The sequence below is a fragment of the Streptomyces sp. NBC_00341 genome (assembly GCF_041435055.1).
Lineage (GTDB): Bacteria > Actinomycetota > Actinomycetes > Streptomycetales > Streptomycetaceae > Streptomyces.
The window spans coordinates 6,023,736-6,048,422 of the sequence record NZ_CP108002.1 but is presented as its reverse complement, the minus strand read 5'-3'; the positions used below and the strand labels follow the sequence as shown (position 1 = coordinate 6,048,422).

Sequence of the window (24,687 nt, the reverse complement as noted above, 5' to 3'; positions counted from 1 at the left end):
CGCGCCCGTCCACAATCGAGCGGGCACGTCCACAATGGGGACATGCCCGCCACACCACCCGGCCCGCCCGCCCTCTCCCGGCTGCGGCCGGCGCTTCCGTCACCCCTGCAGCCGGCCGAGGACGACCGCTTCGGCCGGTACGGCGTACGGCTGCTGCTCAAGCGCGACGATCTGATCCACCCGGATCTGCCGGGCAACAAATGGCGCAAGCTCGCCCCCAACCTGCTCGCCGCCGCCGGACGTCCCGTACTGACGTTCGGCGGGGCGTACTCCAACCACCTGCGGGCGACTGCCGCCGCGGGACGGCTGCTCGGCTTCCGTACCGTCGGCGTCGTCCGCGGCGACGAGCTGGCCGACCGGCCGCTCAACCCCTCGCTGGCGCGGTGCGCCGCCGACGGGATGCGGCTGCACTTCGTGGACCGTGCGACCTACCGCGCCAAGGCCGATCCAGAGGTCCTGGCCGGGCTGCTGAGCGCCCACGGCGCCTGCGAGGTCATCCCGGAGGGCGGCAGCAACGCCCTGGCCGCACGGGGCTGCACAGAGCTCGGGCGCGAGCTGCGAGGACTGGCCGACGTGGCGGCGGTGGCCTGCGGCACCGGAGGCACCCTGGCGGGCCTCGCCGCCGGGCTCGCGCCGGGGCAGCGCGCGCTCGGCGTCCCGGTCCTGCGCGGCGGCTTCCTGGGCGAGGCGGTACACGACCTCCAGCGAGAGGCGTTCGGCGGACCGGCCGGCGACTGGTCCCTGGACGAGCGGTTCCACTTCGGCGGCTACGCCCGTACCACCGACGCGCTGCACGCCTTCGCGGACGACTTCGAGGACCGGCACGGGCTGCCGGTCGAGCGGCTCTATGTGGCCAAACTCCTCTACGCGCTCACGACGCTGGCCGGGGAGGGCGCGTTCCCCGCCGGAAGCGCGGTCGCCGCCGTGATCACCGGACGCCCGGACCCGGCGGAACCGCCTGCCGGCCCTCAGTCCGACTCCTCCCGGTAGGCCGCCGCCTCCTCCAGGTCGAGGCGCCTGAGCAGGGTCCGCATCATCTCGTCGTCGATGCCGCGCTCGTCCCGCAGCCGCACGAAGACCTCGCGCTCCGCCTCGATCATCTCGCCGGCGAGGCGCCGGTAGGTGTCGTCCGCCGACTCCCCCGTCACCGGGTTCGACGCCCCCAGCCGCTCCCACACGGCGTTGCGGCGCCGCTCCAGAACGGTGCGCAGCCGGTCGGTGAGCGGCTGCGGCAGCCGGTTGCGCTCGTCGGCGAGCAGTTCCTCCAGCCGTGCCTCTGCGGCCGTGGACGCCTCGCTCTGCGCCTGCGCCTCCGCGAGGGTCTCGGCCTGCCGGTCGCGCCCCGGGAGCCTCAGGACGCGCACCAGGAGCGGCAGGGTGAGCCCCTGGATGACCAGGGTGCCGATGACCGTGGTGAACGTCAGGAAGAGCACCAGGTTGCGGGCCGGGAAGTCCGCGCCGTCGGCCGTGGCCATCGGGATGGAGAACGCGATGGCCAGCGAGACGACACCGCGCATCCCGGCCCATCCGACGATGAGCGGCGCGGTCCAGTCGGTCCCGGGTTCCCGCTCCCTGATCCGTTTCGACAGCAACCGGGGCAGATAGGTCGCCGGATAGACCCAGATGAACCGGACCACGACGACCGCCAGGAACACCGCCACGGCGTACCAGAGGGCGTCCGTGACGGCGTACGTACCGAGCCCCTTCAGTACGAAGGGCAGCTGGAGGCCGATCAGCGCGAAGACCGCGGACTCCAGGATGAAGGCGACCATCTTCCAGACCGCGGCCTCCTGGAGCCGGGTGGCGAAGTCGACCTGCCAGGACCGGTGGCCCAGGTAGAGCGCGACGACGACCACCGCGAGCACTCCGGAGGCGTGCACCCGCTCGGCCGCCGCGTACGCCACGAAGGGGATCAGGAGCGACAGGGTGTTCTGGAGCAGGGGCTCCTTGAGGTGGGTGCGGAGCCAGTGCAGCGGCACCATGAGCACCAGGCCGACCGCGACGCCGCCGACCGACGCGAGGAAGAACTCCCCGATCCCGGCGCCCCAGCTCATCCCCTCGCCCACGGCCGCCGCGAGGGCCACCTTGTACGCGGTGATCGCGGTGGCGTCGTTCACCAGGGACTCGCCCTGGAGGATCGTCGTGACCCGGGCGGGCAGGCCGACCCGGCGGGCGATGGCCGCGGCCGTCACCGCGTCCGGCGGGGCGATCACGGCGCCCAGCACCAGCGCGGCGGTGAGCGGCAGATCGGGCACCAGCCGGTAGGCCAGCCAGCCGACCGCGACGGTCGCGAACAGCACGTAGCCGACGGAGAGCAGCGCGACGGGGCGGAGGTTGGCCCGCAGGTCGAGGTAGGAGCTGTCGACCGCGGCGGTGTAGAGCAGCGGTGGCAGCAGGAGCGGCAGCACGATGTGCGCGTTCAGGGTGTACGTCGGCACCCCCGGCACATAGCTGCCGATCAGCCCCATGGCCACCAGAAGCAGCGGGGCCGGCACCGGGGTACGGCGGGCCAGCCCCGCCACCGCCGCGCTCGCCGCGACCAGTGCCACCAGTGGCAACGCGTCCATCTCACGGTCCTCGCATCCGTCGTAACCTGGCAATCATGAGTGAGTGCCCGCACGTATCAGATCTGCCGCGCCCCGAGCCCGCACCCCTCAGTGATGCCTGTCTCGAATGCCGGGCAGCCGGCACCCACCCCGTGCAGCTGCGGCTCTGCCTGGTCTGCGGCCATGTCGGCTGCTGTGATTCGTCACCGATGCAGCACGCCACGACGCACTTCAAGGAGACCGGTCATCCGGTGATGCGGAGCTTCGAACCCGGTGAAAGCTGGCGTTGGTGCTTCGAGCACGGTTCGATCGTCTGACGTCTGGGTACGTCAAACCGGCGCCTGTTGTTCGTAATTGACCGCCGCAGACCTCTAGCCACTGTGTGTACTCGTGGGCCTACCATGAGTGACAGTCATGGGACGGGGTCTTGGCGACACGGCATCATGGATCGCGATAGCGTCGCCGGACCAAGAACCGAAGACGTACCGCATGGCTCCGGGGCACTCTTCCCGGATCCTCGAATGAGTTTGTGCCACCTTGGAGGTGAGGGTGTCCCAGATCGCAGGCGAGCCCGGGAATCAGGACTTCGTAGAGGTCCGGCTGCCCGCTGCGGGTGCCTACCTGTCGGTGCTGCGCACGGCCACGGCCGGCCTCGCAGCGCGCTTGGACTTCACTCTCGACGAGATCGAGGATCTTCGCATCGCGGTCGACGAGGCCTGCGCGATCCTGCTTCAGCAGGCCGTGCCCGGCTCCGTCCTCAGCTGCGTCTTCCGTCTCATCGACGACTCACTTGAGGTGACGGTATCGGCCCCCACGACGGACGGGCGGGCCCCGGAACGTGACACCTTCGCCTGGACGGTGCTCTCGGCACTGGCCGGGAAGGTCGACTCCACGGTCGCCGACGACCGGACGGTCAGCATCAGCCTGTACAAACAGCGCGGCGCGGGACCCGGGCCGGCGTGAGCAACGGGAACGGGGACGGTCCTGTGCGGGACGAGACGATCCGACCTGGGGTGGTGCACGCGGCAGGCATCCCGGACCAGCAGGCCCTGACTCATCCGGTGGACGAGGCGGACCTGCCCCGTGCGGTGGACGGGGCGGACGGGCCCGCCGGCCGTACGGTCGCGGTGGAGCAGTCGCAGGCGGAGCGGGCAGGCCAGATGAGCGAGCACAGGCACCACGATCCACACGACCGCAGCGGGGCGCGGGCGTTGTTCATCGAGCTGGGCAAGCTCCCCGAGGGCTCGCCCGAGAAGGCCGAACTGCGCAACCGGCTGGTCCGGATGCATCTGCCGCTCGTGGAGCACCTGGCCAGGCGGTTCCGCAACCGGGGAGAGCCGCTGGACGATCTGACCCAGGTCGCCACGATCGGCCTGATCAAGTCGGTGGACCGGTTCGATCCGGAGCGGGGGGTCGAGTTCTCGACGTACGCCACGCCCACGGTCGTCGGTGAGATCAAGCGCCATTTCCGCGACAAGGGCTGGGCGGTGCGGGTGCCGCGCCGCCTCCAGGAGCTGCGGCTGTCGCTGACCACGGCGACCGCGGAGCTGTCCCAGCAGCACGGCCGTTCACCCACGGTGCACGAGCTGGCGGAGCGGCTCGGCATCTCCGAGGAGGAGGTACTGGAGGGGCTGGAATCGGCCAATGCCTACAGCACGCTCTCCCTGGACGTGCCGGACACGGACGACGAGTCCCCCGCGGTCGCGGACACGCTCGGCTCCGAGGACGAGGCGCTGGAGGGCGTCGAGTACCGGGAGTCGCTCAAGCCGCTGCTGGAGGACCTGCCGCCACGGGAGAAGCGGATTCTGCTGCTCCGTTTCTTCGGCAACATGACCCAGTCACAGATCGCGCAGGAGGTCGGCATCTCGCAGATGCACGTCTCACGGCTGCTGGCCCGCACCCTGGCACAGCTGCGCGAGCGACTGCTCGTCGAGGAGTAGCCGGACGGTGCCGCGGCCCCGGGAGACCGGCGGCCGTCCGCACCCCGTTCGCGCGCACACGTCAGGCGGCGGTGTCCCTGCCGGACTTCGACTCGGGCTCCGGCTCGGGTTCCGCGCCCGGCCGGCGGATCCCCAGGGCGCCGATCGTCGTCGGCCTGGCCAGCTGGTACAGCGCCGTCAGTGACACCGCCGCCAGGACGATCCCGGCCGGGATCAGCACGCCCTGGGACCGCAGCAGCGTCCACGCCACCGGCAGCGCGATGATCTGGGTGATGAGGGCGGGGCCCCGGCTCCAGCTGCGCCGCAGCAGCAGTCCACGGGCGGCGAACACCGGGATCAGCCCGAGCGCGATCAGCGTCAGACCGCCCATTTCGGCCTGCTGCGGGCTCTCGGGGCGGCCGAGCAGCCCCATGACCAGCATGTAGATTCCGCCGATGACGAGGGCCGCGCCCTCCAGGGCGTTGAGTCCGGCCACGAGCGTGATCCTGGCCGGCTTCGGCGGTTCCACCAGAGGCATCGACGAGGGCGCGTTCTCCTGAGTACTCACCCATGCAGGTTGGCACTCCGGAGCCGCGAACGCGAAGCCGGGGTCGCGAATCCACCGGAACGCGGCAGCCACGATCGGCCCATCGCGCCCGCACCGTCACCCTGCGTGAAGGTCATCGGGCAGGACTTCAGGCCGATACCCCGCGGTAGGTAGTCTGGCGGACATGCGCGCACTTCTTGTGGTCAATCCAGCTGCTACCACCACCAGTGCCCGCACCCGTGACGTGCTCATCCACGCGCTGGCCAGCGAGATGAAGCTGGAGGCCGTGACCACCGAGTACCGCGGGCACGCCCGCGACCTGGGGCGCCGGGCCGCCGACAGCGACGACATCGATCTCGTGGTGGCGCTCGGCGGTGACGGCACGGTCAACGAGGTCGTGAACGGCCTGCTGCACAACGGCCCCGACATCGACAACCTGCCGAAACTCGCCGTCGTACCCGGCGGCTCCACCAATGTCTTCGCGCGCGCCCTCGGGCTGCCCAACGACGCGGTGGAGGCCACCGGCGCCATCCTGGACGCACTGGCCAACCGAACGGAACGCACCGTCGGACTGGGCCTCGCGGCCGGCACCCCGGGCACGGAGGACGAATCCGTGCCGGAACGCTGGTTCACCTTCTGCGCCGGCCTCGGATTCGACGCGGGCGTCATCGGCCGGGTCGAACAGCGACGGGAACAGGGAAAGCGTTCGACCCATGCCCTGTACGTCCGCCAGGTACTGCGCCAATTCCTTGAGGAACCGCACCGACGGCAGGGAATGATCACGCTCGAAGTGCCCGGACAGGAACCGGTCACCGAGCTCGCGCTCTCCATAATCTGCAATACGGCACCCTGGACCTACCTGGGGAATCGCCCGATGTACGCCTCCCCGAAGGCCTCGTTCGACACCGCCCTGGACGTCCTCGGCCTGCAACGGCTGTCGACGGCGGCGGTCACCCGCTACGCGACCCAGCTGCTCACTTCGAGCCCCGAGAAGGGGCCGCGCGGTAAGCACGCGGTTTCACTGCATGACCTCACAGACTTCACCTTGCATTCAAAGGCTCCACTGCCCTTCCAGATGGACGGTGACCACCTGGGGGTGCGCACAAGTGTGACGTTCACAGGCGTACGCCGTGCACTGCGTGTGATTGTGTGAGTGGAAGGGACCAAAGTCCTTTAACTCGAACGTTTGGACTGGCTTCCACCCTCTAGAAGTACGGCTGTGACCTAGCCGACACCGAGGAATCAAAAAAAACTTTCCTGTAGGGGTTGTATCCGCCGCCGAGGTTTGCGAATCTCTACATGGCGATCGGGACGGCCCGCAACAACGGCCTCCACTGAGAGCCAGAACCCCTCCTCACTTCACAGGACCACAACCAGTTCATCTGGGCGTCGGCCCGACACCTGCGGGGGGATTCGTGAAAGCGTTCACATTCACAAGCCACAGTACGTATACCAAGGAGAGGTAGCAGCCATGGACTGGCGTCACAACGCCGTTTGTCGTGAGGAAGACCCGGAGCTGTTCTTCCCCATCGGCAACACCGGTCCTGCGCTGCTGCAGATCGAGGAAGCCAAGGCCGTCTGCCGTCGCTGCCCCGTCATGGAGCAGTGCCTGCAGTGGGCGCTCGAGTCCGGCCAGGACTCGGGTGTCTGGGGTGGCCTCAGCGAGGACGAGCGCCGCGCAATGAAGCGCCGCGCCGCTCGCAACCGGGCGCGCAACGCCAGCGCCTGACCGACGCCACCGCTACGAACCTGAGCCCGGCGGCGCGTACAGAGCGTACGCATCACCCCGCCCTCCCCCGAGTCGCAGCGCGCAGTACCCCCGAAGCGCATGCTTGACCAGAGAGCCCGGACCGTTCACCAACGGTCCGGGCTCTCTGCTGTGCCGCCGCTCGGGTCCGGGCGGCGGCTACCGCTACCGCTTGTCGGCTACTTGTCGGCGCGGACCGGGATGTCGAGGATGACCTGGGTGCCGCGTTCCGGCGCCGGCACCATGCCGAACGTCCCGCTCAACTCACCCTCCACCAGCGTCCGCACGATCTGGAGCCCCAGATTGCCGGTGCGCTGCGGGTCGAATCCCTCGGGCAGACCGCAGCCGTCGTCCTGGACGGTGATCAGCAGCCGCGCCTCCGTGGGAGAACCGCCCCGGACCGCGGAGACCTCGACCGTGCCCGACTCGGCGACGCCGAAGGCGTGTTCCAGGGCGTTCTGCAGCACTTCGGTGAGGACCATGGCCAGCGGAGTGGCCACTTCCGCGTCCAGGATGCCGAAGCGTCCCGTCCGACGGCAGGTCACCTTGCCCGGCGAGATCTCCGCGACCATGGCGATGACCCGGTCCGCGATCTCGTCGAACTCCACCCGCTCGTCCAGATTCTGGGACAGCGTCTCATGCACGATGGCGATCGAACCGACTCGCCGCACCGCCTCGTTGAGCGCCTCGCGGCCCTGCTCGGAGTCCATCCGGCGGGCCTGCAGCCGCAACAGGGCCGCCACCGTCTGGAGGTTGTTCTTCACCCGGTGGTGGATCTCCCGGATGGTGGCGTCCTTGGTGATCAACTCGCGCTCGCGGCGGCGCAGTTCCGTGACGTCCCGGAGCAGGACCAGGGAGCCGATCCGGACCCCCTTGGGCTTGAGCGGGATCGCCCGGAGCTGGATCACCCCGCCCGTGCACTCGACCTCGAACTCACGGGGCGCGTAACCGCTGGCCAGTTTGACCAGCGCCTCGTCCACCGGGCCCCGGGAGGGGGCGAGTTCCGCGGTGATCCCGCCGAGGTGCTGTCCGACCAGGTCGGAGGCGAGGCCGAGGCGGTGATAGGCGGAGAGGCCGTTGGGGCTGGCGTACTGGACGACGCCGTCGGCATCGAGCCGGACCAGCCCGTCACCGACCCGCGGCGAGGCGTCCATGTCCACCTGCTGGCCGGGGAACGGGAAGGACCCGGCGGCGATCATCTGGGCCAGGTCGGAGGCGGACTGGAGATAGGTGAGCTCCAGCCGGGACGGGGTGCGGACGGTGAGGAGGTTGGTGTTGCGGGCGATCACCCCGAGGACGCGGCCCTCCCGCCGTACGGGGATCGACTCGACCCGTACCGGAACCTCCTCGCGCCACTCCGGGTCGCCCTCGCGCACGATCCGGCCCTCGTCCAGCGCCGCGTCCAGCAGCGGGCGGCGACCGCGCGGCACCAGGTGGCCGACCATGTCGTCCTGGTAGGAGGTGGGGCCGGTGTTGGGCCGCATCTGGGCGACGGACACATAGCGGGTGCCGTCGCGGGTGGGGACCCAGAGGACCAGGTCGGCGAAGGAGAGGTCGGAGAGCAGTTGCCACTCCGAGACCAGCAGATGGAGCCACTCGAGGTCGGTGTCACTCAGGGCGGTGTGCTGGCGGACGAGGTCGTTCATGGAGGGCACGCGTGCGAGCGTACCTGTGGATGCGGACAGGTACCGAACCGGACGGCCCGGCCCCGCGTGTGGAGGGTAGGGCCGGAAAATACCGTGTCCCATGGATGGACAGGCGTGAATGGTCTAGTCCACAATGCAGAAGACAGAACCTCCGCTCTCCCCGCACAGGAGAGCGGAACGAGGTACCCGCGCTCTCTGCCCTGACTGCGCCGGTACCTCTCCCGGGCCGGGGGCACCGCACACCGCCGGCCCGACTGACCGCCTCCGGGCGGTCTTACTCCGGGCTGCGGTGCTGGTCGGGCTGAGGGTCCCGGCCCGGCGCCGTGGCCCGCGGGTGTTTCCGGGAACGGCTCTCAGTGCGTCTCCGTGACCTTCGCCAGCGCGCGCGGGGCGTCCGGATCCTGGCCCCGGGCGATCGTCACCTCGTACGCCAGCATCTGCAGCGGCAGGATCTCCAGGATCGGCTGGACCTCCTCCGCGACCCCGGCGGTCGGCAGTACGAAGCCCGCCGAGGCCGCCTGCACCTGGGCCTTCGGGCCGACCACGAAGAGGTCGGCGCCCCGCCCGCGCAGCCGGTCGAGCACCGGCTGGAGGGCCTCGCCGCCCCGGCCGTCGGTGACCACGGCGATCACCGGGGAGATGTTGTCGACCATGGCGAGGGGGCCGTGCAGCAGGTCGGCCCCGGAATAGGAGAGAGCGGGGATGTAGCTCGTCTCCATCAGCTTCAGGGCGGCTTCCTTGGCCGTGGGATAGCCGTAGCCGCGCGAGGTGATGACCATGCGCTCGGCAAAGCGGTAGCGCGACGCCAGGGCCTTGACCTCGTCCTTTCGGGCCAGGACCGCCTCGGCCAGCTCCGGCAGGACCGCGGCGGCGGCACCGTCGCCGCCGCGCAGCCCCTCCACGAACAGGTACAGCGACAGCAGCGAGGCGGTGTACGTCTTGGTGGCCGGCAGCGCCTTCTCCGGGCCCGCCAGGATGTCGATGTGGTACTCGGAGACCGCGGCGAGCGGCGAGTCCGGGTTGTTGGTCACGGCCAGCGTCACCGCGCCGGCCTCCCGCGCGGCCCTGGTGGACGCGACCAGATCGGGCGAGCCGCCGGACTGGCTGACGGTGATGACCAGGACGTCCCTGAGATCCGGCTTCGCGCCGTACGCGGTGGTGGTGGACATCGAGGCCAGACCGCAGGGCAGCCCGAGCGTGATCTCGATCAGGTACTTCGCGTAGAGCGCGGCGTTGTCCGACGTACCGCGGGCGGTGAGCAGGACGAAGCGCGGCTTGCGCGCGGCGATCTCGGCCGCCACCGCGCGGATGGCGGGGGCTCCGTCGTCGAGGATGCGGCGGAGCATCGCGGGCTGCTCGGCCATCTCGCCGGCCATGATCCGGCCGGGCAGCTCGCCCTCGTCTGCCGGGTAGGTGGCGGACATGTCTGGTGCCTCCCGGTGATGTGCCGATGCGTCTGCTGGGACGCACCCAAGTCGAACACGGGGCACCGAGGGGCCGCCAGCGGACGGCACCCGGCGGGATTGCGGACGCGTCGCCCGCCGTTCGTCCGACGGGCGCCCGGGGGCTTCGTCCGCGTGGGCGGGGTCTGCTAGATTAGGACTTTGATTGGTCTATACCACATGATTCACTCCAGATCGGCAGGCCCCGCGTGGAAGTTGTCATCGTCCCGGACGCCAAGGCAGGCGGCGAACTGATCGCGGGGGCCATCGGCACCCTGCTGAGCCGTAAGCCCGACGCCCTTCTCGGCGTTGCCACCGGCTCGACCCCGCTGCCCATCTACCAGGCGCTGGCGGACAAGGTCCGCTCCGGTGCCGTGGACGCCTCGCGCGCCCGCATCTGCCAGCTCGACGAGTACGTCGGGCTGCCGGCGGGCCACCCGGAGTCGTACCGCTCCGTCGTCCTGCGCGAGGTCGTCGAGCCGCTCGGTCTCTCCGAGTCCTCGTTCATGGGCCCCGACGGCTCCGCGGAGGACGTCCAGGCCGCCTGTGAGGCGTACGACAGGGCGCTCGCGGAGGCCGGCGGGGTGGACCTCCAGCTGCTGGGCATCGGCACCGACGGGCACATCGGCTTCAACGAGCCGTGCTCCTCGCTCGCCTCCCGTACCCGGATCAAGACGCTCACCGATCAGACCCGGGTCGACAACGCGCGCTTCTTCGACAACGACATCACGCAGGTGCCGCACCACGTGATCACCCAGGGCATCGGCACGATCCTGGAGTCCCGCCACCCGATCCTGCTCGCGACGGGCGAGGGCAAGGCCGACGCCGTGGCGGCGACGGTCGAGGGGCCGGTGGCCTCCGTGGTGCCCGCGTCGGCGCTCCAGATGCACCCGCACGCGACGATAGTGGTCGACGAGGCGGCGGCGTCGAAGCTGAAGCTGGCGGACTACTTCCGCGCCACGTATGCGGCGAAGCCGCTGTGGCAGGGTATTTAGGTTTCTGCGGTACGTGGGAGGGGCCGGGCACCTGTGTGGTGTCCGGCCCCTCTCGCGTATGCGCGGGTGCGTCGTGGTGGACGCCTTGTCCTCAATCGCCGGACGGGCTTGATTTGGCGCGAGGTCCTGTCCTCAATCGCCGGACGGGCTTGATTTGGCCGTCCGGCGATTGGGGGAGAACGGGTCAGGCGGCGGTGATGACCTCTGCCGCTGCCAGGCCGCAGACCCTGGCGGCTCCGTGGGTGGCGATGTGGAAGGCTCCCCGGGGTTCGGCCTGGGGGACGCCCATCTCGACCACGATCGTGTCCGCACGCGCCGCCAGCAGCGCGTCCAGGGCCTCCGTCATCCACGGGTGACGGTGCGCGTCGCGGACGACCGCGACGATGCGCCGGTCCCCCGCGGCCCGCAGCACATCGGCGGCGAGGTTCGCGTGCTCGCTGCCGTAGGTGTCCGTACCGGTGCCCGGCACCAGCCGGGCCAGTTCGGCGGCGACGCCCCAGGGCGTCTCGTCCCCCACCGCGATGTTCGAGACCGGGGTGAGCGCGGCGACGTACGCCGGGCCGGTGAGCGGTTCGGCCGGGCCGGTCACCACGAGCGCGCGGCGGGCCGCGATCAGGCCGATGTCGGAGCTGATGCCCGTGCTGCCCCCGGTGCCGGGCGCGGTCCCCTCCTGCACTGCCGCGCCCGGCTCCGGGACAGCCCCCCGGGCCCGCCGCGTCCAGGACGCGAGGGCCCGTACCCGGGCGGCGGCGTCGGCGAGCCGCTCCTCGGGCAGTTCACCGGCACGGACCGCCGAGACCAGCGCGTCGCGCAGCCGGAGCACCGTGCTGTCGTCGTCGAGGCCGCCGCCGACACACAGCGCGTCGGCGCCCGCCGCGATCGCGAGGACCGAGCCGCGCTCGATCCCGTACGTCGAGGCGATGGCCTGCATCTCCACGGCGTCGGTGACGATCAGTCCGTCGTAGCCCAGCTCCTCGCGCAGCAGACCGGTGAGGATCTGCGGGCTCAGCGTCGCCGGGCGGTGCGGGTCGAGCGCGGGAAGCAGGATATGCGCGCTCATCACCGACTTGGAACCCGCCGCGATGGCCGCCCGGAAGGGCACCAGTTCACGGGCGTGCAGGGTCTCCAGGTCCACGTCGATGCGCGGCAGCGCGTGGTGCGAGTCGACCGCGGTGTCGCCGTGCCCCGGGAAGTGCTTGGTGCAGGCGGCGACGCCGGCGGCCTGGAGGCCCTCGATGTACGCGGCGGTGTGCCGGGCGACCAGGTGCGGGTCCGCGCCGAAGGACCGTACGCCGATGACCGGGTTGCCGGGGTTGGAGTTGACGTCCGCGGACGGCGCCCAGTTGAGGTTGACGCCGCAGTCCGCGAGCCGGCGGCCCAGCTCCTGGGCGACGGCGCGGGTCAGCACGGTGTCGTCGACGGAGCCGAGCGCCAGGTTGCCGGGGAAGGAGGAGCCGTGCCGCACCTCCAGCCTGGTGACGTCGCCGCCCTCCTCGTCGATCGCGACGAGCACGTCGTCGCGTTCGGCGCGGAGCTGGGCGGTGAGCGCGGCGAGCTGTCCGGGCGTCTCGACGTTGCGGCCGAACAGCCCGACGGAGGAGAGGCCTTCACCGATCCGGCGCAGCAGCCAGTCCGGTGCCGTGGTGCCGGTGAACCCCGGCTGCAGGACGGCGAGCGCGTCGCGGGTGACGGTGTCCGTGGTGGATACGAGGGTGGTCATGGGGTGCGTTATCCCTTCACGGCACCGTCGGTGAGACCGCTGACGGCCTTACGTTGCAGGAAGACGAAGAGGATCAGGATCGGGACCGCGAAGATCGAGGCCGCCGCCATGGTGGCGCCCCAGTCGTCGCCGAACTGGCTCTGGAACTGGGAGAGCCACAGCGGCAGCGTCTTGGACTCGGGGTCCTTGTTGAGGATGAGGACGAGCGGGAATTCGTTCCACGCCGTGATGAAGCCGAAGAGCGAGGTCGCCATGAGACCGGGGGCGAGCAGCGGCAGGATCACCTTGACGAACGCCTGCGGGCGGCTGCACCCGTCGACCATGGCGGACTCCTCCAGTTCCTTGGGCACGGCGGCGACGTAGCCGCGCAGCGTCAGGATGGTGAAGGGCAGCACCATGACCATGTAGAAGAGGGTCAGCGGGACCAGGCTGTTGAGCATGTCCGCGTCGCGGACCAGCATGTAGATCGCGATGACCATGACTTCCCACGGGGCCATCTGCGCGATCATGAAGACCAGGATCATGCTCTTGCGGCCCTTGAACCGCATCCGCGCCAGGGCGAAGGACGCGAAGAGCGCGATGATCAGCGAGAAGACGACCGCGAGCAGCGTGACGGTCAGCGAGTTCCTGACCAGCGTGAAGAAGTCGGGCGCGTTGTACGCCGTCTTGAAGTGGTCGAACGTGACGTTCGTCGGGAACCAGACCGGCTTCTCGGTGATGATGTCACCGGTCGGCTTGAACGCCGTGCTGAACATCCAGTAGACGGGGAAGACGAAAGCGGCGAAGAGGACGATCGCCGTTGCGTTGGGCCAGATGCGGCCGAGCAGTGAGCGCTTCACAGCTCGTCCTCCTCTTGCTTGAGAACGATGCGGAGGTAGTAGGAGGTCAGCCCCAGCATGATCAGGATGGTGAGCAGCGAGATCGCGGCGCCCATGCCGTAGTGCTGGTTTCCGACCCCTTCGACGAAGGCGTAGATCGGCAACGTCTCGGTGAGGCGGTTGGGGCCGCCCTCGTTGATGGTGAAGAGCTGCGGGAACGCCTTGAACACCCAGATGACCTCAAGGAAGGTCGTCGCGTAGAGGAAGGGCCGCATGAACGGGAACGTCACCTGGGTGAAGCTCTTCCAGTTGCCGGCCCCGTCGAGCGAGGCGGCTTCGTAGAGTTCCTTGGGGATCGTCGTGGTGGCGGCGTAGAGGTTGATCGCCACGAAGGGGATCGACTGCCAGACGATCAGCAGCCCGACCACGAAGAAGGTGGAGACCTGCGAGCCGGTCCAGTTGTAGTCGGCCATGGAGTGGAAGCCGATTTGGTCGAGCACGTAGTTCACTACGCCGAACCGCGAGGCGAAGAGCCACTGGTAGACGGTGGACGCCGCGACGACGGGCATGGCCCAGGCGAGCACGAGGCCCAGCATCAGGGTCAGTCGCATCCGCTTGCCGAGGCGGGCGAGCAGCAGTCCGATCAGCGTGCCGAACAGCATGATCAGGGCGACGTTGATGCTGGTGAAGACGATGGTGCGGACGGTGACGCGCCAGAAGTCCTCTCCGCCGAGGACCTCCGTGTAGTTCTTGAACCCGTTCCATTCGGTGACGTGCTGGATCAGCTGTCCCATATTGAGGTTCTGGAACGACAGCATGCCGTTCTTCACCAGGGGATAGCCGAGGAGGAGCGCCGTCACGGCGAGAGCGGGTACGAGCAGCAGATAGGCCGCGGCCCCCGCGCCCAGCTTCCGCCCGCGTTTCCCACCCGGTGCGGCGGGTGGCTGCCCGCCCTGCCCCCGGCCTGCGGCTGTCTTAGCCACGTCCGACGGATTGGTCTCTACTGCCATGCTCGTCATCACTTCCAACAGAGCCCTACAGGAACGGTGCGTACAGCCGGGGCGGCGGGTGGATGCCCGCCGCCCCGGAGTGTGTCGCGCTGCTGCTACTACTGCTGCTGGCTCAGGCGCTTGTTGAGCTCGCCCTCGACCTTCTTGGCGGCATCGGCGGACGACTTACCCTGCAGAACCAGTGTCATGTAGCTCTTGATCGGGTTCGGCGGGTTCTCGACCGGGGCCCACTCCGGGATCAGCGGCGTCGTGCCACCGGACTTGGCGGCGGCGGGGCCGGCGGCCTCGGCGGCGGGCTGACCCACGGCGTACTTCTGTCCGGCCTCGGACTTCGGGGTCCAGCCGGCCTCCTTGACGAGAGCGCCGTCGTTCTTCTCGCTCAGGGCGATCCGCAGGAACTCCTTGGCGAGGTCCTGCTTCTTGCTGCCCGCGGCGACGGCGAAGTTGGAGCCTCCGAGGAAGACACCCTCGGGCTTCTCGGCGGTCTCACCGGGGATGGTGAAGAAGCCGATGTCCTTCTCCAGCTTCGGGTTGGCCTTGATGGCCGTGCCGGCCTCGTAGCCCATCGCGATGATGGCGCCGGTCTTGCCCTTGGCGAAGACCTCGGCCTGCTGCGGGGTGGCCTCGTCCTTGTCCTTGGGGGCCTTGGAGTAGGACTGGTACTGCTTGTACACGTCCATGGCCGCGCCGACCTTCGGGTCACTCAGGTTGGAGACGTACTTGTCGCCTTCCTTCTTGACCGGCTCGACACCCTGGCCGACGAGCAGACCGTCGAAGAAGTACCAGTTCTGGCCGGGCAGGTAGATCGGCTCGGCGTCACCCTTCTTCTTGATGGCGTCGAAGGCCTTGAAGAGGTCCGCGCGGGTCTTCGGCGTCTCGGTGATACCGGCGTCCTTGAAGACCTTCTTGTTGTACATGACGACGCGGTTGCCGAAGTACCACGGCAGGGCGTACTGCTTGCCGTCGAAGACCGAGGGGGCGTTGACCGCGTCGGCCCAGTCGCCGCCGATCTCCTTCTTCACGTCACCGAGCTCGGCGAGACCGCCGGTCTTGGCGTACGCGGGGGTCTGGGTGTTACCGATCTCCAGCACGTCGGGCGGGTTGGACTCGGAGAGGGCCGTGGTGACCTTCTGCTGAATACCGTTCCATTCCTGGACTTCGATCTTCAGCTTGGCCTTGGTCTTCTTCTCGAACTCGTCGGTGACCGTCTTGGTCCAACCGGGCGGGTTCGAGCCGGACATCGTCCAGACAGTCAGGGTCTGGCCCGCGTATCCTTCGGCACCGGCCTTCTTGCCGTCGCCGCTGTCGTCGTCAGAACCACAGGCCGCCATGCCGAACACCATGCCCGCGACGCCGATCGCCGCGATGAGCTTGCGCTTCACGCCACCCTCCTCAGGGATGCTGCAACCCCCGCCCACCGCACAAATAGCGTCGACGAGTACTACTGGGGCTGGAACCTGGTCTTTAATGGTTTAGACCAGTACCGGGAGCTTGGCCTAGACCTTTAGGGGTGTCAAGGGTGTATAAGAAGTGCACTCGCGTCCGTTATAGGACCGACATCTGAGGGAGGGCGACGAGCCGTGACCGGACCGTGCCACCATGTGAGCCGCGACAGACGGAGGAGCCGGTGACGGCAGCAGCGCAGCAGTCGGGAAGGCGGACCATGGGCGTCGACGGGGGCAGTGCGGAGAACGAGACGGGCGCGAGCGCGGGCACGCGTACCGCGCGCGTTCCGAAGTACTACCGGCTGAAGCGACATCTCCTCGATATGACGGACACGATGCCGCCCGGCACCCCGGTGCCACCGGAACGGACCCTGGCCGCCGAGTTCGACACCTCACGCACCACCGTGCGCCAGGCGCTCCAGGAACTGGTCGTCGAGGGCCGGTTGGAGCGTATCCAGGGCAAGGGCACCTTCGTGGCCAAGCCGAAGGTCTCGCAGGCCCTGCAACTCACCTCGTACACCGAGGACATGCGCGCCCAGGGACTGGAACCGACGTCCCAGCTACTGGACATCGGCTACGTCACCGCCGACGACACACTCGCCGGGCTCCTCGACATCACCGCCGGCGGCCGCGTGCTGCGGATCGAACGGCTGCGGCTGGCGAGCGGTGAGCCGATGGCGATCGAGACCACCCACCTTTCGGCCAAACGCTTCCCGGCGCTGCGGCGTTCACTGGTGAAGTACACCTCGCTCTACACGGCTCTGTCCGAGGTGTACGACGTCCGGCTGGCCGAGGCGGAGGAGACCATCGAGACCTCGCTCGCCACCCCGAGCGAGGCCGGACTGCTCGGTACGGATGTGGGCCTGCCGATGCTGATGCTGTCCCGGCACTCACTGGACGAGCAGGGCGAGCCGGTCGAGTGGGTCCGTTCGGTCTACCGGGGCGACCGCTACAAGTTCGTGGCCCGCCTGAAGCGTCCGCTGGACTGACCGCAACGCACCCCGACAGCCCCCGCGGAACCGCTTCCACGGGGGCTTTCCCGTGCTCCGGGCAGCGACTTCGTACCGCCATTGGTCTGCACCACTTCTCCGGCGCAGAGAACCGCCACGGCCACCCGCCCCCGAACGGACGACCGTTGCCGGACCGCAATGCGGACAGGGGGTGACGCTGGCCGGGACCCTCGCCTAGATTTCCTGCGCATTACATCGGTGATCAGCGAGGGGACGGAGTCGCCGCCATGCCGGAAGAACCAGAAGGAAAGCCAGCGGACCCAGGAGCAGGACCACCCACGGTCACACCCGTACGGGTGGTCATCGCCCTCTGCCTCATCGCGCCGTTCGTGGCGATGCTCTGGGTGAGTTCGTACGCCAAGATCGACCCGACCTTCATCGGCATCCCGTTCTTCTACTGGTACCAGATGCTCTGGGTGCTCATCTCGACCGCACTCACGATGATCGCGTACAAGCTGTGGCAGCGTGACCAGCGCGCCCGCAAGGGGGGTGCGTCCGCATGAAGGACGGCGTGAACGGCATCGCGCTCGGCGTCTTCATCTTCTTCTTCCTGGCCGTCACGGTCGTCGGCTTCATGGCCGCCCGCTGGCGCAAGGCGGAGAACGAGGCCAGCCTCGACGAATGGGGCCTGGGAGGACGGTCCTTCGGCACCTGGGTCACCTGGTTCCTGCTCGGCGGCGACCTCTACACCGCGTACACCTTCGTCGCCGTGCCCGCGGCGATCTACGCGGCCGGCGCGGCGGGCTTCTTCGCGGTGCCCTACACCATCCTGGTGTACCCGATGATCTTCACCTTCCTGCCGCGCCTGTGGTCGGTCTCGCACAAGCACGGCTACGTCACCACCTCGGACTTCGTCCGCGGCCGGTTCGGCTCCAAGGGGCTCTCGCTGGCCGTCGCGGTCACCGGCATCCTCGCCACCATGCCGTACATCGCGCTCCAGCTCGTCGGCATCCAGGCGGTGCTGGACGTGATGGGCGTCGGCGGCGGCGAGAACACCCACTGGTTCATCAAGGACCTGCCGCTGCTGATCGCGTTCGCTGTGCTCGCCGCGTACACGTACTCCTCGGGACTGCGCGCGCCCGCGCTGATCGCGTTCGTCAAGGACGGGCTGATCTACCTGGTCATCGCCGTGGCGATCATCTACATCCCGATCAAGCTCGGCGGCTTCGACGACATCTTCGCCGCCGCGCAAGAGAAGTTCAACGGCCCGCCGGGCTCCAAGCCGACCGGTGCGCTCGCGCCCGGCGTGGACGGCCAGTGGGGTTACGCCACGCTGGCGTTGGGCTCGGCGCTGGCGCTCTTCATGTACCCGCACTCGATCACGGCGACGCTCTCCAGCCGCAGCCGCAACGTGATCCGCCGCAACACCACGATCCTGCCGCTGTACTCGCTGATGCTGGGCCTGCTCGCGCTGCTCGGCTTCATGGCGATCGCCGCCGGGGTCAAGGTGGACAACGGCCAGCTGGCGATCCCGCAGCTGTTCGAGGACATGTTCCCCGACTGGTTCGCGGGCGTGGCGTTCGCCGCCATCGGCATCGGCGCCCTGGTCCCCGCGGCGATCATGTCGATCGCCGCGGCGAACCTGTTCACCCGGAACATCTACAAGGACTTCCTGAAGCCCGACGCGACCCCCGCCCAGGAGACCAGGATCTCCAAGCTGGTGTCGCTGCTGGTGAAGGTCGGCGCGCTCGCCTTCGTCCTCACCATGGACAAGACGGTCGCGATCAACTTCCAGCTGCTGGGCGGGATCTGGATCCTCCAGACGATGCCGGCCCTGGTCGGCGGCCTGTTCACCCGGTGGTTCCACCGCTGGGCGCTGCTCGCGGGCTGGGCGGTCGGCATGGTCTACGGGACGGCCGCCGCCTACGGGGTCGCCAGCCCCACCCAGGCGCACTTCGGCGGGTCCTCCAAGGAGATCCCGGGCATCGGCGAGATCGGCTACATCGGCCTGACGGCGTTCGTGCTGAACATCGTGGTGACCGTCGTCCTCACCTTCGTCCTGAACGCACTGAAGGCCCCTGCCGGGCTCGACGAGACCTCTCCCGGCGACTACACCGCGGACGCGGGCGACCCGGGCGTGAAGACGGAGCTCCCGCCGGCCACGGCCGGGGCCCCTGGCGGTCACTGACCGAGGTGAACGGGGAGCCGCACCCCGCCTGCGAGGGGGTGCGGCTCCCCGTTCGCGCGTCCGGGCGGAAAACCCCGTGCCACCGCCGCCCGGGGGTGCGGCAGACTCCCCTGCATGGACATAACCATCAGGCCGGTCGAGCCCGCCGAGTACGCCGCCCTCGGCGAGATCACCGCCGAGGCCTATCTCGGGGACGGGCTGCTGGACTTCGGCGCCGACGATCCGTACCTGGTACAGCTGCGCGACGTCCCCCGGCGGGCCGAGGAGGCCGAGGTGCTCGTCGCGGCGGACGCCCGGGGCCGCGTCCTCGGCGGGGTCACCTACGCGCCGCCGGGCAACCGCTGGGCCGATATCGCGGCGCCGGACGAGGCCGAGTTCCGGATGCTCGCGGTCTCCCGCGAGGCCCGCGGGGCCGGGGCGGGCGAGGCGCTCGTCCGGGCCTGCGTCGACCGCGCACGGGCCACCGCGGGGGTCACCGGGATCGTCCTGTCGACGCAGCCGGCCATGCGCGGGGCCCATAGGATCTACGGGCGCCTCGGCTTCGTCCGGACCCCGGAAAGGGACTGGTATCCGATCGAGGGACTCTCGCTCCTGACGTACCGCCTGGAGTTCCCGGCGGACTCCTGATCGGCCTCTCCTGACGGCCAGGCGACACGACACGGACGGTCTCCTGATCGGTCACGCGACACAACATGTGGGGGCTGCCTCATCCGGCGGCCCCCACATGTATGCTCGTGCTCGCTGTCGCCGCAGGGAAATCCGGTGCGAATCCGGAACTGTCCCGCAACGGTGTATTCGGTGTGCTTTTGTGCACCCCCGAGTCCGAGGACCTGCCGACAGCGCGTCCGGCTCGACCGAACCGGATGCCCAGACGTCCGGGCCTCGTGGATGGGCCGGTGGACGCCGCACGGAGTGCTGCCCCGACGGGGCCCCGCTCCGCCCGGCTGCCCCGCTCCCCCCCGGCCCAGAGCCGAGCGAGGGAGAGCACCACGTGACCATCGCGCCAGCCGATCCGGTTTCAGCGGCCGAATCAACGGGAACCACGAGCGACGGACCGGGCACCGCACTGCTGCGGACCCTCACCGCGCTCACCGCGGATCTGCCCGACACCGACCCCGGACGCGTCGCCGCCGCCGCGCTGCGCGGCCGCAACGCCCGGTCGGACGAGGCCGAGCTGCGCTCGCTGGCCACAGAGGCGGCCGCGGGCCTGATCTCCGAGGACCCCGCCTACTCCCGGCTCGCCGCCCGGCTGCTCACCCGCTCCATCGCGGACGAGGCCGCCGGGCAGGGCGCGACGTCCTTCTCCTCCTCGGTCGCCGTCGGACACCACGAGGGCCTGATCGCGGACCGCACCGCCGAGTTCGTGACGCTGCACGCCGCCGCCCTCGACGCCCTGGTGGGACAGGCGCTCGCCGACGGGGATGACGACCGCTTCGGCTACTTCGGACTGCGCACCCTGCACAGCCGCTACCTGCTGCGCCACCCGATCACCCGCCAGGTCGTCGAGACCCCGCAGCACTTCATGCTGCGGGTGGCCGCCGGGCTCGCGGAGGACAACTCAGAGCGCGCGCTGGACGAGGTCGCGGCCCTGTACCGGCTGATGAGCCGGCTGGACTACCTGCCCTCCTCCCCCACGCTCTTCAACTCCGGCACCCGGCACCCGCAGATGTCCTCCTGCTACCTGCTGGACTCGCCGCTGGACGAGCTGGACTCGATCTACGACCGCTACCACCAGGTGGCGCGCCTCTCCAAGCACGCGGGCGGCATCGGCCTCTCGTACTCCCGCATCCGGGCCCGCGGTTCGCTGATCCGGGGCACCAACGGGCACTCCAACGGCATCGTGCCGTTCCTGAAGACGCTCGACGCCTCCGTCGCGGCGGTCAACCAGGGCGGCCGGCGCAAGGGCGCCGCCGCCGTCTACCTGGAGACCTGGCACGCGGACATCGAGGAGTTCCTCGAACTGCGCGACAACACCGGTGAGGACCAGCGCCGCACGCACAACCTGAACCTGGCGCACTGGATCCCGGACGAGTTCATGCGCCGGGTCGACGCGGACGGAACCTGGTCGCTGTTCTCCCCGGCCGACGTGCCCGAGCTGGTCGACCTGTGGGGCGACGCGTTCGACGCCGCGTACCGCGCCGCCGAGGCCAAGGGCCTGGCCCGCAAGACCATGCCGGCCCGTGAGCTGTACGGCCGGATGATGCGGACCCTCGCCCAGACCGGCCAGGGCTGGATGACGTTCAAGGACGCCTCCAACCGGACCGCGAACCAGACCGCGGAGCCGGGCCGCGTCGTGCACTCCTCGAACCTGTGCACCGAGATCCTGGAAGTCACCGACGACGGCGAGACGGCCGTCTGCAACCTCGGCTCTGTCAACCTCGGCGCGTTCGTCGAGGGCGGCACGATCGACTGGGAGCGCCTGGACGCCACCGTGCGCACCGCCGTGACCTTCCTGGACCGGGTCGTGGACATCAACTTCTACCCGACCGAGCAGGCCGGGCGCTCCAACGCCCGCTGGCGGCCGGTGGGCCTGGGCGCGATGGGCCTCCAGGACGTCTTCTTCCAGCTGCGGCTGCCCTTCGACTCCCCCGAGGCGCGCGCCCTCTCCACGAAGATCTCCGAGCGCATCATGCTCGCCGCCTACGAGGCCTCCTGCGCGCTGGCCGAGCGGTCGGGTCCCCTTCCCGCCTGGTCCGAGACGCGGGCCGCACGCGGTGTGCTGCACCCCGACCACTACGACACCGAGCTGAACTGGCCGGAGCGCTGGGACGCGCTGCGCGCCCGGGTCGCGAAGACCGGCATGCGCAACTCGCTGCTCCTGGCCATCGCGCCGACCGCGACGATCGCCTCGATCGCGGGCGTGTACGAGTGCATCGAGCCGCAGGTCTCCAACCTCTTCAAGCGCGAGACGCTCAGCGGTGAGTTCCTCCAGGTCAACGCCTACCTGGTGGACGAGCTGAAGAAGCTCGGCGTGTGGGACGCGCGGACCCGGGAGGCGCTGCGCGAGGCGAGCGGCTCCGTGCAGGGCTTCGCCTGGATCCCCGAGGACGTGCGGGCGCTGTACCGCACCGCGTGGGAGATCCCGCAGCGCGGCCTGATCGACATGGCGGCGGCCCGTACGCCGTTCCTGGACCAGAGCCAGTCGCTGAACCTGTTCCTGGAGACGCCGACGATCGGCAAGCTCTCCTCGATGTACGCGTACGCCTGGAAGCAGGGGCTCAAGACGACGTACTACCTGCGCTCGCGCCCGGCGACGCGGATCGCGCGGGCCGCGTCCGGCCAGGCCGCTGCCGCCGCCCCCATTCCCGTACAGCAGGCCGCCGCACCCGACGCGGACGCGATCGCCTGCTCCCTCGAAAACCCCGAGTCCTGCGAGGCCTGCCAGTAATGAGCACCAACGAAAACAAGAACCTGCTGGACCCGGGCTTCGAACTGACCCTGCGGCCCATGCGCTACCCGGACTTCTACGAGCGCTACCGGGACGCGATCAAGAACACCTGGACGGTGGAGGAGGTCGACCTCCACTCCGACGTCTCCGACCTCGCCAAGCTGTCGCCGGGCGAGCAGCACATGATCGGGCGGCTCGTCGCGTTCTTCGCGACCGGTGACTCGATCGTCTCCAACAACCTCGTGCTGACGCTGTACAAGCACATCAACTCCCCCGAGGCGCGGCTGTACCTGTCGCGGCAGCTGTTCGAGGAGGCCGTGCACGTCCAGTTCTATCTGACGCTGCTGGACACCTATCTGCCCGATCCGGACGACCGGGCGGCGGCCTTCGACGCGGTCGAGGAGATTCCCTCGATCCGTGAGAAGGCGCAGTTCTGCTTCAAGTGGATGGACTCGGTCGAGAAGATCGACCGGCTGGAGACGAAGGCCGACCGCCGCCGTTTCCTGCTGAACCTGATCTGCTTCGCGGCGTGCATCGAGGGGCTGTTCTTCTACGGTGCGTTCGCCTACGTGTACTGGTTCCGCTCGCGCGGACTGCTGCACGGCCTCGCCACCGGGACCAACTGGGTCTTCCGTGACGAGACCATGCACATGAGCTTCGCGTTCGAGGTCGTGGACACCGTCCGCAAGGAGGAGCCCGAGCTCTTCGACGACGCCCTCCAGCAGCAGGTCACCGACATGCTGAAGGAGGCCGTCGAGGCGGAGCTGCAGTTCGGCCGCGACCTGTGCGGCGAGGGGCTGCCGGGCATGAACACCGAGTCCATGCGCGAGTACCTGGAGTGCGTCGCCGACCAGCGGCTCGCCCGGCTGGGCTTCCCCGCGGTGTACGGATCGCAGAACCCGTTCTCGTTCATGGAGCTCCAGGGCGTCCAGGAGCTCACGAACTTCTTCGAGCGCCGCCCGTCGGCGTACCAGGTGGCGGTCGAGGGCACGGTCGGCTTCGACGACGAGTTCTAGATCCTCGCCCAGCTCCTGACGTACGGACGCCGTGCGGCCTTCACCGGCTGTGCGGCGTCCGCCGTTTCCGGTGGTGCGGTTCTCCGGCTCCGTTGCGCGTCCCGGAGCTCGCGGTCGATGCGGAGCTCGCGGGCGATCCCGATCAGGGCCGGGAGCAGGACGAGGGCGATAACAGCGGATATGCCCAGGACGTTCTGGAATGTGTTCATGCCCCTACTCTCGTCCGTGCGAGCGGAAACCGGCAGTGGCAGGACTGTCATAGAGCATCGAATTACTGCCACACTGGGGTCATGCTGAAAAATGTCGCGGTCCTGCTGCTCGGTGAGGTCCATCCCTTCGAACTCGGTGTGCTCTGCGAGGTGTTCGGGCTCGACCGCAGCGAAGAGGGCCTGCCGGTGCAGGATTTCGCCGTGGTCTCCGGCGAGGGCCCGGTGCTCAGCACCCACGCGGGGTTCAGCATCAGCACCCCGCACGGCCTCGACCGCCTGGAGGAGGCCGACCTCATCGCCGTGCCGGCCAGCGGCCAGGCCGCGGACCGGGAGTACCCGCAGGAGGCCCTGGACGCGCTGCGCCGGGCCGTGGACCGCGGCGCCCGGGTACTGAGCGTCTGCTCGGGGGCGTTCGTGCTGGGGGCGGCCGGACTGCTGGACGGGCGCCGCTGCACCACGCATTGGCGCCACTCCGACGCCCTGGCCCGCCGCTTCCCGCGGGCCGTCGTCGAGCCCGATGTGCTGTACGTGGACGAGGGCTCCGTCATCACCTCCGCGGGCACGGCCGCGGGCATCGACGCCTGTCTGCACCTGGTCCGCCAGGCGTACGGGCCCGCCGCCGCCAACACCATCGCCCGCCGCATGGTGGTGCCGCCGCACCGCGACGGCGGGCAGGCGCAGTACATCCAGCGGCCGCTGCCCCGGGGCCGCTGCGACACGGTCGGTGACACCCTCGTCTGGATGGAGCGGCATCTGAACGAGGAGATGACCGTCGAGCAGCTCGCCGCCCAGGCGCACATGTCGCCGCGCACCTTCGCCCGGCGCTTCCAGCAGGAGACGGGCACCACGCCGTACCGCTGGCTGCTGCGTCAGCGGGTGCTCCTGGCGCAGCACCTCCTGGAGACATCGGACGAAACGATGGACACGATCGCGGGACTGGCGGGCTTCGGCAACGCCGCAGCCCTGCGCCACCAGTTCGTACGCTCCTTGGGCACCACGCCGAACGCGTACCGCAGGACCTTCCGCGGGCCGTCGGAGCTGATCGAAGTCGCCTGATACCGGCCGCGTCGACATCCGATCATTCGTCCAAGCCTTTCCCTC

Annotated in this window: 23 protein-coding genes and 1 riboswitch; of the genes, 14 read left to right on the top strand and 9 right to left on the bottom strand. The window is 69.5% G+C overall.

Going from position 1 to position 24,687, the window contains the following annotated elements; translation table 11 throughout:
* Nucleotides 1–42: 42 nt before the first annotated feature.
* Nucleotides 43–990 (top strand): 1-aminocyclopropane-1-carboxylate deaminase/D-cysteine desulfhydrase, encoded by a 948-nt coding sequence (locus OG892_RS27405; RefSeq protein WP_371630525.1) that lies wholly within the window; start codon nucleotides 43–45, stop codon nucleotides 988–990.
* Here OG892_RS27405 and OG892_RS27400 read toward each other — a convergent pair.
* Nucleotides 969–2,567 carry a Na+/H+ antiporter gene (locus OG892_RS27400; RefSeq protein ID WP_327338952.1) on the bottom strand — a complete coding sequence of 533 codons (1,599 nt, stop codon included), beginning with the start codon at nucleotides 2,565–2,567 and terminating at the stop codon, nucleotides 969–971. The genes OG892_RS27405 and OG892_RS27400 overlap by 22 nt on opposite strands.
* A 35-nt stretch (nucleotides 2,568–2,602) precedes the next feature.
* Here OG892_RS27400 and OG892_RS27395 point away from each other — a divergent pair, with 35 nt between their 5' ends.
* From OG892_RS27395 to OG892_RS27385, 3 genes are all read left to right on the top strand, one after another.
* The gene (locus OG892_RS27395; protein WP_073737002.1) at nucleotides 2,603–2,863 is read left to right on the top strand and encodes a UBP-type zinc finger domain-containing protein; all 261 of its coding nucleotides are present in this window, start codon (nucleotides 2,603–2,605) and stop codon (nucleotides 2,861–2,863) included.
* 232 nt (nucleotides 2,864–3,095) lie between these two features.
* Nucleotides 3,096–3,509, top strand: coding sequence for an anti-sigma regulatory factor (locus tag OG892_RS27390; RefSeq protein WP_014048265.1), 414 nt, complete (start codon nucleotides 3,096–3,098; stop codon nucleotides 3,507–3,509).
* Nucleotides 3,506–4,486: an RNA polymerase sigma factor SigF gene (locus OG892_RS27385; protein WP_371630524.1), complete on the top strand. Its 981-nt coding sequence runs from the start codon at nucleotides 3,506–3,508 to the stop codon at nucleotides 4,484–4,486. Before OG892_RS27390 ends, OG892_RS27385 begins: the two co-directional genes overlap by 4 nt.
* A gap of 61 nt (nucleotides 4,487–4,547) precedes the next feature.
* On the opposite strand, the gene OG892_RS27380 is transcribed toward OG892_RS27385, so the two are convergent.
* Nucleotides 4,548–4,961 carry a hypothetical protein gene (locus OG892_RS27380; RefSeq protein WP_073737076.1) on the bottom strand — a complete coding sequence of 138 codons (414 nt, stop codon included), beginning with the start codon at nucleotides 4,959–4,961 and terminating at the stop codon, nucleotides 4,548–4,550.
* Between the two features lie 235 nt (nucleotides 4,962–5,196).
* Here OG892_RS27380 and OG892_RS27375 point away from each other — a divergent pair, with 235 nt between their 5' ends.
* Nucleotides 5,197–6,165 carry a diacylglycerol kinase family protein gene (locus tag OG892_RS27375; RefSeq protein ID WP_073737003.1) on the top strand — a complete coding sequence of 323 codons (969 nt, stop codon included), beginning with the start codon at nucleotides 5,197–5,199 and terminating at the stop codon, nucleotides 6,163–6,165.
* A gap of 318 nt (nucleotides 6,166–6,483) precedes the next feature.
* Entirely contained in the window at nucleotides 6,484–6,741 is a 258-nt protein-coding gene (locus tag OG892_RS27370; protein ID WP_003953983.1) for a WhiB family transcriptional regulator, read from the top strand.
* 197 nt (nucleotides 6,742–6,938) lie between these two features.
* On the opposite strand, the gene OG892_RS27365 is transcribed toward OG892_RS27370, so the two are convergent.
* Both OG892_RS27365 and OG892_RS27360 read right to left on the bottom strand, forming a co-directional pair.
* Nucleotides 6,939–8,405, bottom strand: a complete 1,467-nt coding sequence (locus OG892_RS27365; RefSeq protein ID WP_073737004.1) for a sensor histidine kinase — start codon at nucleotides 8,403–8,405, stop codon at nucleotides 6,939–6,941.
* 353 nt (nucleotides 8,406–8,758) lie between these two features.
* Entirely contained in the window at nucleotides 8,759–9,829 is a 1,071-nt protein-coding gene (locus tag OG892_RS27360; RefSeq protein WP_371630523.1) for an SIS domain-containing protein, read from the bottom strand.
* A gap of 227 nt (nucleotides 9,830–10,056) precedes the next feature.
* Between OG892_RS27360 and nagB the strand changes: the two genes are divergently transcribed.
* Nucleotides 10,057–10,842, top strand: a complete 786-nt coding sequence (gene nagB, locus OG892_RS27355) for a glucosamine-6-phosphate deaminase (protein WP_073737006.1) — start codon at nucleotides 10,057–10,059, stop codon at nucleotides 10,840–10,842.
* 184 nt (nucleotides 10,843–11,026) lie between these two features.
* On the opposite strand, the gene OG892_RS27350 is transcribed toward nagB, so the two are convergent.
* The 4 genes from OG892_RS27350 to OG892_RS27335 form a co-directional block, all read right to left on the bottom strand.
* A complete protein-coding gene (locus tag OG892_RS27350; RefSeq protein WP_371630522.1) occupies nucleotides 11,027–12,562 on the bottom strand; it encodes a glycoside hydrolase family 3 protein in 1,536 nt (511 codons plus the stop codon).
* An 8-nt stretch (nucleotides 12,563–12,570) separates the two neighbouring features.
* A complete protein-coding gene (locus tag OG892_RS27345) occupies nucleotides 12,571–13,401 on the bottom strand; it encodes a carbohydrate ABC transporter permease (RefSeq protein ID WP_371630521.1) in 831 nt (276 codons plus the stop codon).
* Complete coding sequence (locus tag OG892_RS27340; RefSeq protein WP_371630520.1) at nucleotides 13,398–14,390, bottom strand: carbohydrate ABC transporter permease; 993 nt, start codon at nucleotides 14,388–14,390, stop codon at nucleotides 13,398–13,400. Before OG892_RS27340 ends, OG892_RS27345 begins: the two co-directional genes overlap by 4 nt.
* 98 nt (nucleotides 14,391–14,488) lie before the next feature.
* Nucleotides 14,489–15,772 carry an extracellular solute-binding protein gene (locus OG892_RS27335; protein ID WP_371630519.1) on the bottom strand — a complete coding sequence of 428 codons (1,284 nt, stop codon included), beginning with the start codon at nucleotides 15,770–15,772 and terminating at the stop codon, nucleotides 14,489–14,491.
* A 281-nt stretch (nucleotides 15,773–16,053) separates the two neighbouring features.
* On the opposite strand from OG892_RS27335, the gene OG892_RS27330 reads away from it, so the two are divergent.
* From OG892_RS27330 to OG892_RS27305, 6 genes are all read left to right on the top strand, one after another.
* A complete protein-coding gene (locus tag OG892_RS27330; protein ID WP_328698124.1) occupies nucleotides 16,054–16,824 on the top strand; it encodes a GntR family transcriptional regulator in 771 nt (256 codons plus the stop codon).
* Nucleotides 16,825–17,141: 317 nt separating this feature from the next.
* Nucleotides 17,142–17,348, top strand: coding sequence for a DUF3311 domain-containing protein (locus OG892_RS27325; protein WP_037787228.1), 207 nt, complete (start codon nucleotides 17,142–17,144; stop codon nucleotides 17,346–17,348).
* A complete protein-coding gene (gene mctP, locus OG892_RS27320) occupies nucleotides 17,345–18,973 on the top strand; it encodes a monocarboxylate uptake permease MctP (protein WP_371630518.1) in 1,629 nt (542 codons plus the stop codon). The genes OG892_RS27325 and mctP overlap by 4 nt, the downstream gene beginning before the upstream one ends.
* A gap of 114 nt (nucleotides 18,974–19,087) precedes the next feature.
* The gene (locus OG892_RS27315) at nucleotides 19,088–19,600 is read left to right on the top strand and encodes a GNAT family N-acetyltransferase (RefSeq protein ID WP_073737013.1); all 513 of its coding nucleotides are present in this window, start codon (nucleotides 19,088–19,090) and stop codon (nucleotides 19,598–19,600) included.
* A gap of 88 nt (nucleotides 19,601–19,688) precedes the next feature.
* Nucleotides 19,689–19,826, top strand: a riboswitch (cobalamin riboswitch).
* A gap of 138 nt (nucleotides 19,827–19,964) precedes the next feature.
* Nucleotides 19,965–22,361, top strand: coding sequence for a ribonucleoside-diphosphate reductase subunit alpha (locus OG892_RS27310; protein ID WP_371630517.1), 2,397 nt, complete (start codon nucleotides 19,965–19,967; stop codon nucleotides 22,359–22,361).
* Complete coding sequence (locus tag OG892_RS27305) at nucleotides 22,361–23,377, top strand: ribonucleotide-diphosphate reductase subunit beta (RefSeq protein WP_073737015.1); 1,017 nt, start codon at nucleotides 22,361–22,363, stop codon at nucleotides 23,375–23,377. The genes OG892_RS27310 and OG892_RS27305 overlap by 1 nt, the downstream gene beginning before the upstream one ends.
* Here OG892_RS27305 and OG892_RS27300 read toward each other — a convergent pair.
* A complete protein-coding gene (locus OG892_RS27300) occupies nucleotides 23,374–23,586 on the bottom strand; it encodes a hypothetical protein (protein WP_371630516.1) in 213 nt (70 codons plus the stop codon). The two genes, OG892_RS27305 and OG892_RS27300, sit on opposite strands and share 4 nt — an antisense overlap.
* A gap of 81 nt (nucleotides 23,587–23,667) precedes the next feature.
* Between OG892_RS27300 and OG892_RS27295 the strand changes: the two genes are divergently transcribed.
* Complete coding sequence (locus tag OG892_RS27295; protein ID WP_328865469.1) at nucleotides 23,668–24,642, top strand: helix-turn-helix domain-containing protein; 975 nt, start codon at nucleotides 23,668–23,670, stop codon at nucleotides 24,640–24,642.
* Nucleotides 24,643–24,687 lie beyond the last annotated feature (45 nt).

Excerpts from the sequence above, each read along its gene's own strand:
- OG892_RS27405 (WP_371630525.1), top strand. The coding sequence starts at position 43 with ATGCCCGCCACACCACCCGGCCCGCCCGCCCTCTCCCGGCTGCGGCCG.
- OG892_RS27400 (WP_327338952.1), bottom strand. The coding sequence starts at position 2,567 with ATGGACGCGTTGCCACTGGTGGCACTGGTCGCGGCGAGCGCGGCGGTG.
- OG892_RS27395 (WP_073737002.1), top strand. The coding sequence starts at position 2,603 with ATGAGTGAGTGCCCGCACGTATCAGATCTGCCGCGCCCCGAGCCCGCA.
- OG892_RS27375 (WP_073737003.1), top strand. The coding sequence starts at position 5,197 with ATGCGCGCACTTCTTGTGGTCAATCCAGCTGCTACCACCACCAGTGCC.
- OG892_RS27370 (WP_003953983.1), top strand. The coding sequence starts at position 6,484 with ATGGACTGGCGTCACAACGCCGTTTGTCGTGAGGAAGACCCGGAGCTG.
- OG892_RS27365 (WP_073737004.1), bottom strand. The coding sequence starts at position 8,405 with ATGAACGACCTCGTCCGCCAGCACACCGCCCTGAGTGACACCGACCTC.
- OG892_RS27360 (WP_371630523.1), bottom strand. The coding sequence starts at position 9,829 with ATGTCCGCCACCTACCCGGCAGACGAGGGCGAGCTGCCCGGCCGGATC.
- OG892_RS27350 (WP_371630522.1), bottom strand. The coding sequence starts at position 12,562 with ATGACCACCCTCGTATCCACCACGGACACCGTCACCCGCGACGCGCTC.
- OG892_RS27340 (WP_371630520.1), bottom strand. The coding sequence starts at position 14,390 with ATGGCAGTAGAGACCAATCCGTCGGACGTGGCTAAGACAGCCGCAGGC.
- OG892_RS27330 (WP_328698124.1), top strand. The coding sequence starts at position 16,054 with ATGGGCGTCGACGGGGGCAGTGCGGAGAACGAGACGGGCGCGAGCGCG.
- mctP (WP_371630518.1), top strand. The coding sequence starts at position 17,345 with ATGAAGGACGGCGTGAACGGCATCGCGCTCGGCGTCTTCATCTTCTTC.
- OG892_RS27315 (WP_073737013.1), top strand. The coding sequence starts at position 19,088 with ATGGACATAACCATCAGGCCGGTCGAGCCCGCCGAGTACGCCGCCCTC.
- OG892_RS27305 (WP_073737015.1), top strand. The coding sequence starts at position 22,361 with ATGAGCACCAACGAAAACAAGAACCTGCTGGACCCGGGCTTCGAACTG.
- OG892_RS27300 (WP_371630516.1), bottom strand. The coding sequence starts at position 23,586 with ATGAACACATTCCAGAACGTCCTGGGCATATCCGCTGTTATCGCCCTC.
- OG892_RS27295 (WP_328865469.1), top strand. The coding sequence starts at position 23,668 with ATGCTGAAAAATGTCGCGGTCCTGCTGCTCGGTGAGGTCCATCCCTTC.